At 64.8% G+C, this 12,331-nt stretch carries 13 protein-coding genes; 10 read left to right on the forward strand and 3 right to left on the reverse strand.

The features are described 5' to 3' along the window. Positions 1-14: 14 nt before the first annotated feature. The 6 genes from AC1RRE_RS02405 to AC1RRE_RS02430 all read left to right on the forward strand — a co-directional run bounded on the left by AC1RRE_RS02405 (position 15) and on the right by AC1RRE_RS02430 (position 5,014). Positions 15-365: a hypothetical protein gene (locus AC1RRE_RS02405; protein WP_492979459.1), complete on the forward strand. Its 351-nt coding sequence runs from the start codon at positions 15-17 to the stop codon at positions 363-365. A 12-nt stretch (positions 366-377) separates the two neighbouring features. Continuing rightward, positions 378-1,142, forward strand: a complete 765-nt coding sequence (hisF, locus tag AC1RRE_RS02410; protein ID WP_492979460.1) for an imidazole glycerol phosphate synthase subunit HisF — start codon at positions 378-380, stop codon at positions 1,140-1,142. Positions 1,143-1,162: 20 nt separating this feature from the next. Beyond that, the gene (locus AC1RRE_RS02415; protein WP_492979461.1) at positions 1,163-1,492 is read left to right on the forward strand and encodes a phosphoribosyl-ATP diphosphatase; all 330 of its coding nucleotides are present in this window, start codon (positions 1,163-1,165) and stop codon (positions 1,490-1,492) included. A 14-nt stretch (positions 1,493-1,506) separates the two neighbouring features. Then, positions 1,507-1,881 (forward strand): histidine triad nucleotide-binding protein, encoded by a 375-nt coding sequence (locus tag AC1RRE_RS02420; protein WP_492979462.1) that lies wholly within the window; start codon positions 1,507-1,509, stop codon positions 1,879-1,881. Positions 1,882-1,976: 95 nt separating this feature from the next. Further along, complete coding sequence (locus AC1RRE_RS02425; protein ID WP_492979463.1) at positions 1,977-3,953, forward strand: TonB-dependent receptor; 1,977 nt, start codon at positions 1,977-1,979, stop codon at positions 3,951-3,953. A gap of 56 nt (positions 3,954-4,009) precedes the next feature. After that, entirely contained in the window at positions 4,010-5,014 is a 1,005-nt protein-coding gene (locus AC1RRE_RS02430; RefSeq protein ID WP_492979464.1) for a phosphotransferase, read from the forward strand. A gap of 6 nt (positions 5,015-5,020) precedes the next feature. Here the strand turns inward: AC1RRE_RS02430 and AC1RRE_RS02435 are convergent, their stop codons facing one another. Next, positions 5,021-6,736 carry an adenylate/guanylate cyclase domain-containing protein gene (locus AC1RRE_RS02435; protein WP_492979465.1) on the reverse strand — a complete coding sequence of 572 codons (1,716 nt, stop codon included), beginning with the start codon at positions 6,734-6,736 and terminating at the stop codon, positions 5,021-5,023. A gap of 10 nt (positions 6,737-6,746) precedes the next feature. Next, positions 6,747-7,439, reverse strand: coding sequence for a TetR/AcrR family transcriptional regulator (locus tag AC1RRE_RS02440; protein ID WP_492979466.1), 693 nt, complete (start codon positions 7,437-7,439; stop codon positions 6,747-6,749). A gap of 222 nt (positions 7,440-7,661) precedes the next feature. Here AC1RRE_RS02440 and AC1RRE_RS02445 point away from each other — a divergent pair, with 222 nt between their 5' ends. Then, complete coding sequence (locus tag AC1RRE_RS02445; protein WP_492979467.1) at positions 7,662-8,993, forward strand: tetratricopeptide repeat protein; 1,332 nt, start codon at positions 7,662-7,664, stop codon at positions 8,991-8,993. 16 nt (positions 8,994-9,009) lie between these two features. On the opposite strand, the gene AC1RRE_RS02450 is transcribed toward AC1RRE_RS02445, so the two are convergent. After that, a complete protein-coding gene (locus AC1RRE_RS02450) occupies positions 9,010-9,495 on the reverse strand; it encodes a MarR family winged helix-turn-helix transcriptional regulator (protein WP_492979468.1) in 486 nt (161 codons plus the stop codon). Between the two features lie 172 nt (positions 9,496-9,667). Here AC1RRE_RS02450 and AC1RRE_RS02455 point away from each other — a divergent pair, with 172 nt between their 5' ends. The 3 genes from AC1RRE_RS02455 to AC1RRE_RS02465 are packed head-to-tail and all read left to right on the forward strand — an operon-like array spanning position 9,668 to position 12,227. Then, the gene (locus AC1RRE_RS02455) at positions 9,668-10,609 is read left to right on the forward strand and encodes an alpha/beta fold hydrolase (RefSeq protein ID WP_492979469.1); all 942 of its coding nucleotides are present in this window, start codon (positions 9,668-9,670) and stop codon (positions 10,607-10,609) included. A gap of 11 nt (positions 10,610-10,620) precedes the next feature. Further along, positions 10,621-11,352: a methanethiol S-methyltransferase gene (mddA, locus tag AC1RRE_RS02460; protein ID WP_492979470.1), complete on the forward strand. Its 732-nt coding sequence runs from the start codon at positions 10,621-10,623 to the stop codon at positions 11,350-11,352. 8 nt (positions 11,353-11,360) lie between these two features. Further along, complete coding sequence (locus tag AC1RRE_RS02465) at positions 11,361-12,227, forward strand: alpha/beta fold hydrolase (RefSeq protein ID WP_492979471.1); 867 nt, start codon at positions 11,361-11,363, stop codon at positions 12,225-12,227. Positions 12,228-12,331: the final 104 nt, after the last annotated feature.

Here is a 12,331-nt window from a genome sequence, read left to right on the forward strand (position 1 = left end):
CCTGACCATGTCCCATGGCGATCCTCGATAAGGCGGTAGGCTGGATGGCGACGCAGGTGGCGCGGCTGGTGCTGGACAAGCGGGCAGCCCTCGACTGGGCGAAAGTCGATCGCGTGGCGATCGACCGGCGCACCCATGCGATCTCCGCCACACTGCTGCTGGCCGGCGAAGATCATCCGCTGGAGCTGCGCGGCAGCTACGAGGAACGCGAGGGCCGCATCGTCATCCTGTCGCTGTCCTTCTCGCGTCCCTGGATGGATGGCGCGACCGAGGCCTTCGGCCTGCTGGACGTCATCAATGCCGAACTGGCCGATCTCCAGGACAGTCATCCGCTGGCGCGTCGCCTGGCGACGCTGCTGCTGTAGGAGTTATCCGTCATGTCGCTCAAGGTCCGCATCATCCCCTGCCTCGACGTGAAGGACGGCCGCGTCGTCAAGGGCGTGAATTTCGTCAACCTGCGCGATGCCGGAGATCCGGTGGAACAGGCCGCCGTCTACGACGCCGCCGGCGCGGATGAGCTGACCTTCCTCGACATCACGGCCTCGTCCGACGCCCGCGACACGCTGTTCGACGTGGTGGCGCGCACGGCCGAACGCTGCTTCATGCCGCTGACCGTCGGCGGCGGCGTGCGCGTGGTGGAAGACGTGCGCAAGCTGCTGCTGGCCGGTGCCGACAAAACCTCGATCAACACGGCCGCCGTCAACCGGCCCGAATTCGTGCGCGAGGCAGCCGAGAAGTTCGGCAGCCAGTGCGTGGTGGTCGGCATCGACGCCAAGCAGGTGTCGCCGGGCAAGTGGGAAGTCTTCACCCATGGCGGCCGCAACGGCACCGGGCTGGACGCCGTGGAATGGGCCCAGCGCATGGCCTCCCTGGGCGCGGGCGAAATCCTGCTCACCTCGATGGACCGCGACGGCTCCGAAAAGGGCTTCGATCTCGAGCTGACGCGCAAGGTGGCCGACAGCATCAGGATTCCGGTTGTGGCCTCGGGCGGTGTCGGAAATCTGGACCACTTGGTCGATGGTGTAACCAAAGGCCATGCCTCGGCCGTGCTTGCGGCCTCGATTTTCCACTTCGGTCGGCATAGCATTGGCGAAGCGAAACAGCATATGGCCGCGGCTGGTCTTCCAGTCCGGCTGTCATAAACCAAGGGGAGCGCGACGCGATGGGTGAGAACCGCGATACGCTGGAACGACTGTATGACGTGATCCTGTCCCGCAAGGGCGGCGATCCGGCGGTGTCGCATGCCGCCAAGCTCTTCGCCAAGGGCCGCGCCAAGATTGCCCAGAAGATGGGCGAAGAGGCAGTCGAACTGGCGATTGCCGCCGTGGCCGAGACACGCGACGACGTGGTGTCGGAAAGCGCCGACCTGGTCTTCCACCTGCTGGTGCTCTGGGCCGAATGCGGCGTCACCATCGAGGATGTGCGCGCCGAACTGCGCCGCCGCGAAGGCATGTCGGGCATCGAGGAAAAGAAGGCCCGTCAGCTTACCTGAGCAGGAAGAACCGCATGTCCAAGGCCTATGACAGCAACAACATCTTCGCCCGCATCCTGCGTGGCGAGATTCCCTGCAAGAAGGTGCATGAGACCACGCACAGCCTTGCCTTTCACGACATCAACCCGCTCTCGCCGGTGCATGTGCTGGTGATCCCCAAGGGTGCCTATGTCGATTACGACGATTTCTCCGCCCGTGCGTCCGACGCCGAGATCACCGATTACGTGAAGGCGATCGGCGAGGTCGCGCGCATGAGCGGCGTCGCCACCGACGGCTATCGTCTGCTCAGCAACTGCGGCACCAACGCCAACCAGGAAGTGCCGCATCTGCATGTCCATATCTTCGGCGGCCGCATGCTCGGTCGCATGCTGAAGAAGGACGGCGAGTAACTTCCAATTTTATTGGAATACCGGGAAATCCTGAGGCTTGTTATCTATGAATGTTATATAATAACGTTATAGAGTAACAATTCTCGGGGGTTTTCATGTCGCGTCGTCCTTATCAGGCCGTCCTGTTCGCCAGCGTCAGCCTGCTGGTGTTTCTGCCCTTGTCCGCTGTCGGCCAGACCCAGTTATCGCCGGTCCTCGTCACCGCGCCGCTGGGCCAGAGCCAGGACGATCTGGCCGAGGCGACGACTGTTCTGGAGGGCGCGGCCCTCGAACGGCGGCGCGCGACGACCCTGGGCGAAACGCTTGATGGCACGCCGGGTGTCAGCTCCACGCAGTTCGGTCCCGGCGCCGGGCGTCCCATCATTCGCGGCCAGAGCGGCCCGCGCGTGCGCGTGCTGAACAATGGCGTCGATACCTTCGATGCTTCCACCACCAGTCCCGATCATGCGGTCATCGCGCCGGTCGGCGGCGCGCAGAAGATCGAGGTGCTGCGCGGTCCGGCCACGCTGCTTTACGGCAGTTCCGCCATCGGCGGCGTGGTCAATGTGATCGACGGCCGTATCCCCGATGCCATGCCGAAAAACGGCACGACCGGCAGCGCGCGTCTCGATTACGGTAGTGGTGCAGAAGAGAAAAGTGGTTTCGCCGCCATCGACCAGGCGGTGACCGACCGCCTCGTGGTGCACGGCGAGGCCGGCATGCTGACCGCCGGCGACTATCGCATCAATGGCTATGCTTCCGAAGCGGCGCGCGCCGCCGGCATCAAGGGCCGCGTCGACAACACGGCGATGCATAACCAGAATGGCGCGGTTGGCGCGTCCTATCTGGGCGAGGCCGGGTATGCCGGGATGAGCGTCTCGCAGTTCAGCAGCTATTACGGCGTGCCGGGCAGCGATCCGGTGCATATCGACATGACGCAGCGCCGGTTCGACACGAAGTTCGGTCTCTACGAACCGCTGCACGGACTCGACGAACTGAAGCTGAAACTCGGCTACGCCGATTACCTGCATGACGAGCTGGAGCCGACTGGCCAGCCCGCCACGCGGTTCGATTCCGAAAGCTTTGAAGGCCGGCTGGAAGCCACGCACAAGGCGATGTTCGCCGGCAACAGCGGCATCTTCGGCTGGCAGGGCGGCCGCCGCGATCTGACGGCGACCGGTGAGGAGGCCTTCATCACGCCGACGGTGACCGACAGCCATGCGCTGTTCGTGCTGGAAAAATACGAGGCCGGTCCCTGGGGCTTCTCGTTCGGTGGCCGCGCCGAACGCGTTACCGTGGATGCCAGCACGCTGGGCCAGAAAAAGGATTTCACGCCGCTGGGGCTGTCGGCCGGCACGACCTACAAGCTGAATGACAGCTACACCACGGGCCTGTCGCTCTCGCGCACCGAACGCGCGCCCTCGGCCGAGGAGCTGTTCTCCAATGGCGCGCATCTGGCGACGCAAAGCTTCGAGATCGGCAGCGACACGCTGTCCAAGGAAACGGCCTGGCATGGCGAGGTGTCCTTGCGCAAAACCGCTGGGGATGTCACCGGTGCGGTCAGTGTCTTCGCCACGCGATTCCAGAATTACATTTTTGGTGCCTTTACCGGCAATCAGCAGGCCGGTCTGAACGAATTGCAGTACAGCCAGACCGATGCCGATTTCCGCGGCGGCGAGATAGAGGCGGCCTGGACCGCCTACCGCGGCAACGGCTATACGCTGGGCCTGGATGGCAGCGTCGATTACGTGCGCGGTGAGGCACGCAATACGAATACGTCACTGCCGCGCATCCCCCCGGTCGGCTACCGGCTGGGCTTCAGCGCCGAAACCGCGCCACTGGGCTGGCGACTCGAACTGGCCGGCCGCATGGACCAGGATCATGTCGGCGCCAATGAATCGCGCACCGATGGGTATGCCGTGATCAACACGGCGCTCACCTGGCGGCCATTCTCTGAAAACAGAAACCTGGCCGTGCAGTTGCAGGGCCGGAACCTCACCGACGAGGAAGGGCGCAATCACACATCGCTGCTGAAGGATGTGGCCCCGATCCGCGGCCGCGAAGTGCGGCTGGGTCTGGCGGCAACGTTCTAGGCAGCAGCATTCCATGGCCCCTGTTGCCACGTCAGGGCGCGTGGTAATGGAGGGTTATGACCGGGGACCTGCTCGACGCATTGCCGGCCGCTCAGCGCGATCCCGTGCGGTCGGCGCTTGCCGCGGCCTTTGGCTCCGCACCGGTCGGCACGATCGCGCTGATTACCGGCGGCGCCTCCAGCGCTTCTGTCTATGCGGTCGAAGTCGGTGGCCGACGCTATGTGCTCCGCGCGGAAGGCGTCGCCAGTCCACTGCGCAACCCGCATCAGTATCAGTCCATGCGGATCGCCGCCGAGGCGGGGATTGCGCCGGCGATCCATTACATCGACGAAGCCTCCCGCGTCGCGGTGATCGACTGGATCGAGGCGCGGCCACTGGAGACCTACCCCGGCGGCGCACCGGCGCTGGTGCAGGCGCTAGGGAACATGCTGCGGTGCGTGCAGGCCACGACGCTGTTTCCGCGCTTCGTCGATTATCCCGATATCGTCACCCGGCTCTGGACCTATGTCTGCGGAACCGGCCTGTTCGCGCCCGGCGTGCTGGATGCACCGACGGATCACCTCGCGCGCATTCGTGCGGCTTATACCTGGGATGCGGAACAGTCTGTCTCCAGCCACAACGATTCCATCCCGAGCAACATCCTGTTCGATGGCAACCGTCTCTGGATGATCGACTGGGAGTCGGCCTATCGCAACGATCCGCTGGTGGATGTGGCGATCATGCTGGACAATCTGGCGCCATCGCCGGCGCTGGAGCAGGTTTTCCTGCAGGCTTGGCACGGTCGCGCGATGGATGAAAGCCTGCACGCCCGCCTTGTGCAGATCCGCGCTTTCACCCGGCTTTACTATGCCGGCGTACTGTTCAGCGCATCGGTAGCGGCGCAGTGGCGGACAGCGCCTGATACCGATCTCGCAGCAATGACGATTCCGGAATTCCGGCAGGCAATCCGCGACGGCCGCTTCAAGGCCGGTGCGCCAGAAACGAAGCATGCCTTGGGCAAGATGTTTCTGGCGTCATTCTCGTCCGGCATCGCGGCGCCGGGTCTGGTCGGCGCCGTCTAGCGCAGTTTACGCCGGCTCGGTCGCCACCAGCTTTTTCGCCACCAGCACCATCAGCGGCTCGGACTTGCCGCGCAAGCTGACGGTCTCATGCTGCCAGTCGAGGCCGTCCATCGCGGCCTTGCCGGCGCGCTCGGCCACTTCCGCCGAGATCACGAGCTGCGCGCCGAAGTCTTTCGTGGCGCTTTCTAGCCGGCTTGCGGTGTTGACGGCGTCGCCCACGGCGGTGAGATGCATGGCGCTGCCATGGCCCATCTCGCCGACGATGGCGGGGCCACAGTGAATCCCGATGCCGATCTTCAGCATCTGGTCGAGATCCATCTTCAGGGCGTCGTTGAGCTGCACCAGGCCGGCGGCCATGCGCCGGGCGCAGTCCAGCGCGCGGCGGCAGCCTTCATCCGCATCCTCGTCGACGCCGAACAGCGCCATCACGCCGTCGCCGATGAACTTGTCGAGCTTGCCGCCAGATTTCTCCACCGCCTCGCCCATCGTCTTGAAATACTGGTTCAGCACGAAGACGACATCGTAGGGCAGCTTGCTTTCCGACAGCTTGGTGAAGCCGCGCAAATCGGCGAACAGGATGGCGATGCGGCGCTCGGCGCCATGGGCATGGCTGGCCACGCCATAGACCGCGCGTGCCGGCACGCCGGCCGGCAGCAGCGGCATCACGGCGATGTCGCCGGCGGGACGGATTTGGCAGGCGAGCCGCATGCCGGGCGCGGCCTGGATGCGCTGCAGCACCTTCAGCTCATGTGCCTCGGGCGCCGACAGACTGTCGGCGCCGGGACCGCTCACCCGCACGCGGCAGGTGGAGCAGCGGCCCTGCCCGCCGCAGACCGAGGCATGCGGGTATCCGATCGCACGGCTGCTTTCCAGTACGGTCAGGCTGCCGGCCAGGCCGCGGAAGCGGCGGCCATCGGGATAGCTGATGGTGATGCGGCCGCGGCTGCGCAGCAGCAGCGCGACCAGGCCGCGCCCGATCAGGCCGGCGGCCAGCAGCGCGATCATCGTCATATACGCGGCCTCGACGGCGCGCAGGCCGAAATCGTTGGCCACCTGGCCGGGCCAGTTGAGGCTGGCGCGGAACTGCTCCAGCCACTGCGGCTCCTGCATCGCCAGCAGCACGGCGCGGCCGCCCGAGAGATAGCCCATGGTCGCCAGCATCGGCAGCACCAGGGCCACGGCATAGAGCAGCGGCGACACCTTCTCGAAGAAGGGCTTCAGGCGCAGCCAGTAATAGACGCCGATGCAGCCATGGCCCCAGGCGATCAGGATCAGGATATTCTGGCGCAGGCCGATCAGCGGCTCCTGCACGAACTGCACGATCAGCACATAGGCGTAAGAGTCGCGGATGTCGAACATCGCGTTCAGCGCGCGCGTGCCGATGATGTGGTCGATCACCAGCGGCGGCACGGCCACGCCAAGCGCGATCTGCACCCAGCCCTGCCAGGGGATGCCGCGGTAATGGCCGCGCCGCAGCCAGTTGTACAGCGCGAGCATCGGATGCAGCACGGCGGCGACATAAAGCAGGATGGTGCCGGGCCAGCTGCGCCAGATGAACTTGAACAGCACCGCGCCGCCATCCATCGCCTGCAGCGACACGATGCCCAGCGTGTGGTTGATCAGATGCATGGCGAGGAAGGCAAAGAGGATCAGGCCGGTGGCCAGTTTGGTCCGGTTGTAGACCTCCTCGAAGCGTGCGCGTCCTGCGGTTCCCCCTGCCATGGCCCGAAGCCTAGGCGGCCGGAACGCCAACGTCCAGCAGATCGGCCTTCACGCTGACGGGACGGCCGCCGGTCTGCAGCGCTGCCAGGTTGGGGGCGAACAGCAGTTCGATGTAGTTGCGGTAATGCCGGAACTGCGCCGTCACCGCCTCGGTGTCGTGGTTGATCCGCCCGAGGATGAAAGCCCCCTCGGCGATGCCCAGCAGCATGTCGGCCAGGCTGTCGATATCGACCGGTACGCGCGGCGGATACAGCTCGACAATGGCGCGCAGCCGGTTGCCGATACGCTTGCGCCACATAGCAAAGGCCTCGCGCACGATCGCCATGGTGCGTTCGTCGAAGAGCTGGGTCTCATAACAGTAAGAGGCGTAGATGCAGCCCGGATAGGGCGCGCTGTTCATCACCGCGGCCTCTTCCTCGAACAGCGCGATGCAGATCAGCAGCTGCTGCAGCGGATCGTTGCTCAGCTTTTTCGCGCGCGCGCCGATGGTCTCCAGATGCGCGGCGTCGAGTTCGGCATAGCGGCGCACCAGCGCCTCGCCCAGATCGGCCTTGCTCTTGAAGTGATAGAAGAAGGCGCCCTTGGTGATGCCCGTGCGCGCGATCACCGCGTCGATCGAGGTGGCCGAGAATCCGTGCTCCAGGACCAGGGCCTGGGCGGAATCCAGTATCGCCATGCGGGTGACTGTGCCGTCGCGGGGCATTGGGACTCTCCTTGACCGAACATCTAGGCCTATCAGACCACATGGTCGGTTCACAAGTGTGTGAAGTTTCTGCTCGGTAACCGAAATAATGCAATCAAATCAATGAAAAGAGAGACGATTTAGAGTTGCTCCAGACTATCAATGCATACCTTGACGGGATTAGCCTCATATAATTATACCGACTGGTCTGTTTTAAAGAAACGATATGGGCGGAGCGGGAAAATGCTGAAAGATCAGCAGGGTCAATCGGTTAGTGGCGCAGATGCCAAGGCTCTGGCGCTCTATGACCAGGCTGTCAGCCAGTTCAACGGTTACCGGGGTAATCCGCTGGAAACCGTCGAGGCGGCGATTGCAGTGACCCCGGCCTTTGCCATGGCCCATATACTGCGGGCCCATCTTTTTCTCTCCGGCATGGAGGCCGCCGGCCTGCTGCCGGCCCGCGACAGCCTGGCCCTGGCGCGCCAGCATGCGACCACGTCGCGTGAGGCCGGGCATATCGCTGCTGCCGATGCCTGGGTCGAAGGCCGCTTCGCCGTCGCCTCGGATCTGTTCGACGCCATCCTGCTCGATCATCCGCGCGACATTGTCGCGCTGCAGATGGGCCATCTGCTCGATTACTATCGCGGCGATGCGCGCAACCTGCGCGACCGCGTGCTGCGCGTCATGCCGGCCTGGAGTGAAAGCCTGCCCGGCTATCACGCCGTGCTTGGCATGCTCGGTTTCGGCCTTGAGGAATGCGGCGACTATGCCCGTGCCGAAGATGCCGGCCGTCAGGCCTGCGAGCTGGAGCCGCGCGATGGCTGGGCCCATCATGCTGTCGCCCATGTGATGGAGATGCAGGCACGCGTCGCGGACGGCATCCGCTGGGCACGCGAGCGCCAGCCGCTATGGGCCGTCGACAACATGATCGCCATCCACAACTGGTGGCACATGACGCTCATGCATCTGGAGCGTGACGAACACACGGAAGTGCTGGCGCTCTATGACACCGTGATCCGCGACAGCAAGTCGCCGGTGGTCCTCGACATGATCGATGCCTCCGCCATGCTGTGGCGTCTGCATCTGCGCGGCGTTGATGTTGGAACCGCACGCTGGACCGAACTGGCCGAAACCTGGGCGCCGCTCAGCGCCGACGGCCTTTATGCCTTCAACGACATGCATGGCCTGATCAGCTTCATCGGCGCCGGCCGCCGCGATCTGATCGAACAGCAGATCGGCACGCTGCAGCGCGTCGCGGCATCGGATGCCAGCGTCAGCAATGTGGCGATGACGGCGCAGGTCGGCCTGCCGGTGGGCGAGGCGCTGGTCGCCTTTCATGACGGCCGCTATCGCGACTGCATCGATCGCCTGCGGCCGGTGCGCACCATCGCCGGTCGCTTCGGCGGCAGCCATGCGCAGCGCGACCTGCTGGACCTTACCTTGCTCGAAGCGGCCGCACGCGCTGGCGATCATGCCCTGTTGCGCGCGCTCAGCGCCGAGCGCCTGCATGCGCGGCCGCAGAGTCCACTGGCGCTGCGCTACATGACCACGGCAGTCACACAGATCGCGGCCTGAGCCGGCGCAGGTGATGTCAGACGGTGTTCGGGCGAACCTGGCTGGCCAGGGCGCGCATCACGGCTTTCCAGTGCTTTTCGGCCTCCGGTCCGGTGGCGGCAAAAGCCTTGGCGAAGGTGTCGTATTGCGCGCCGGTCAGCTTCGCCTCCAGCGCCGCGCCCTTGGCCGTCAGTGCCAGCACGGCAAGCCGGCGGTTGGCCGGCGCCGGCTTCTGGCTCATGTAGCCTTGTGCGACAAGATCGCGCAGCGGCCGGTGCAGCGCCTGGCGCGATACCGCCAGCAAATCGATCAGGTTGGTGATGGTGATGCCTGGCTGGCGCGCCACCAGAAACAGGATGCGGTGATGCGGCCGGCCGAAACCCAGCTTGTCGAGCAGCTTGTTGGGCGCGTCCGTGCCGGCGCGATAGCCCAGATAGAACAGCGTGATGGTCTCCTCGGCGCCGCCGCGCAGGCCGTCGAGCATGTCTTTTCGCGTGATCGTGGCTTTTTTGGCGGCCGGCATGGCGGGAGGTCCCAGATACAGGGAAGGAACGGCGTCCGTGGAGCATACACGAGGGATTTCAAAGGGCTAGGGCCCGTACACGTGACTGTGATGGTCATAATATAGCAATGGCATTGATAATATCAACATCATTGATATATTTCCGGAGCTTCGAGGCTCCATGCGACGATCCATGTCACTCCTGTTGTCCTGTCTGATCCTTCTGGCTGCCGCGGCTGCGCTGGCCTGGCTGCTGCTGCCGCGCCTGCCGCTGGTGGCTGCTGTTGCCGGTCTCGAGCGCTGGCGCGCCGGCCTGACCGAAAAGACCGTCATGGTGGCGGGCAGTCGCATCGCCTATCTCGACAGCGGCACGGCGAAGGCTGGCCCGCCGATCCTGCTGGTGCATGGCAGCAGCGGCGAGAAGGACAACTGGAACCGCATTGCACGGCACCTGACCGCGCAGCATCGCGTCATCGCCATCGATCTGCCGGGTTTCGGCGACAGTGAGCCGCTTCCCGGTCGCGGTGACGGCCTACCGGATCAGGTGGCGGCGCTGTCTGCCATCATCACGGTGCTGAAGCTCGACCGCTTTCATCTGGGCGGCAATTCACTGGGTGCGCGCGTTGCCGCGTTCTACGCGGTTGCCCATCCCAACCAGATACTGAGCCTGTGGCTGCCGGGTCCGAGCGGCGTGCTCTCGGCCGAGCTGAGCGACCTGCTGCGGCATCTGCAGGGCGGCGGCGACAATCCGCTGTTCATCCGCCGGCTTGAGGATTACGACGCCTATCTGCACTGGCTGATGGTCGATCCGCCGGCGATCCCGGCGCCTGTGAAACAGGCCATGGCCCGGCGTGCGCTGGAGAAGGCGCCGTTCCACCGCCGTGTCTTCGAGGCGACGGCGACCGAGACGGTATCGCTGGAACAGGCGCTTGCCGGTCTTCGGATTCCCACCCGCATCGTCTGGGGCGATCGCGACCGCATCTGGCATCCTTCCGGCGCGCAGCGCCTGCTCGATCATCTGCCGCTGGCATCTCTACTGCTGCTGCCGGGCATCGGCCATCTGCCGATGATCGAGGCGACGCAGACGGTCGCCGCCGACTATCTCGCTTTCCTGAAACCCTTGTCTGTGAATTGAGGCGTCTCATCATGGCTGGACTTCTGTTTGTCGGTTTCGCCTATCTCTGCTTTGGCATTGTCGTCACGGCGCAGGCGTTGTTTCTCGTCGGCCTGTGGGGCCCCGTCCATATCGATGCCTCGATCTGGCCGCCGTTGTCGCCCTGGCTCGCCGCAACCATCGATATCGGCCTGATCGCGCTGTTCGGTTTGCAGCACAGCGTGATGGCGCGGCCCAGCTTCAAACGCTGGTTTACCCGCCATGTGCCGGCCCATCTTGAACGCGGTATCTATGTGCTGCTCGCCTCGGTGGTGCTGGCGCTGCTGATCGTGGGCTGGCAGCCGCTGCCGGCCGTGGTCTGGCAGGCCAGCGATTCATCCGTCGTGCTGGCGCTGTGGCTCCTGTATGGCGCCGGCTGGCTGCTGCTCGTCGCCAGCACTTTCATGATCAATCACTTCGAACTCTTCGGTCTGGCGCAGGCCTTCCGCCACTGGCGCAACCGGCCCGAGCCGCATGACGAATTCCGCACCTCCTGGCTTTATCGCTATATGCGGCATCCGATCTATACCGGCTGGCTGCTGATCTTCTGGGCGACGCCGCACATGTCGGCCGGCCACTTGCTCTTCGCCGCCGGCATGACCGTCTACATCCTGATCGGCATTGCCTACGAGGAACGCGACCTGATCGCCGCATTCGGCGACCGCTATCGCGATTACCGCGCCAGGGTGCCGGCGCTCATTCCTGGTTTCAAATTCAAAGCCTGAGGTTCATCATGCCAATGCTCGATACGGCTCATGGCCGCCTGTCCTATTTCGACAATGCTCCGGCCGACGCCGGTGCGCCGACCGTCATGCTGCTGCATTCCGGCGGCGCGTCGCATCGCCAGTGGAAACATCTGATCGGCCAGATGGGCACGCGCTGGCGGGTGCTGGCGCCCGACATGATCGGCTATGGCGACACGCCGATGACGGCCAAGCCGCCGACGGTGGCCGATGAGGTCGCGTTGCTGTCCAGCCTGCTCAATACGGTTGAAGCGCCGGTGCATGTCGTCGGCCATTCCTATGGCGGCGCCATGGCGCTGGAACTGGCGCGGGCGCGGCCCGAACGCATCGCCTCGCTCGCCCTGTTCGAGCCGGTGGTCTTCGCCCTGCTGCGCGACAGCGACCGTCATGATGCCTGGCGCGAAATCGCCCAGCTGGCCAAGCGTCATATCGAACTGGCCGAACAGGGCGATACCGAAGGCGCGGCCCATGCCTTCCTGGACTACTGGGTCGGCAAGGGCGCGTTGCGGGCGCTGCCGGCGCCGCAGCAGGCCTACATCATCGGCTGCATGAACAAGATCGCGGGCGAATGGCGCATGATGTTCAACACCGATCCGGGGCCGCACGACTATCACGCGCTCACCATGCCGGTGCTGCTGCTCTGCAGCGGCAACACGACATTGGCGGCGCGCAGCGTCGTGGCCGAACTGCGCCAGCGCATGCCGGCGCCGCGGTTCGTGGAACTGCCCGGCCTGGGCCACATGGCGCCGCTCACGCAGCCCGAGCCGGTCAATGCCGCGCTGCTGAATTTCCTTGATACAGCAAGGCTTTGGGTCCGCCCCAAGGCCGCCCCGCCGCTTCAGCCGGCGGCCATTTAAGGGAACCCCACCGGCAATCGGTCGTTCCACTCCGTAACTATTCTCGGAAAACCGAGATTTTATTTCTGCTCGCCCGGCACCCTAGGCTTGGGCGGGGGAAGCCG

This window comes from Ferrovibrio sp. GW821-FHT12D07 (assembly GCF_058807275.1).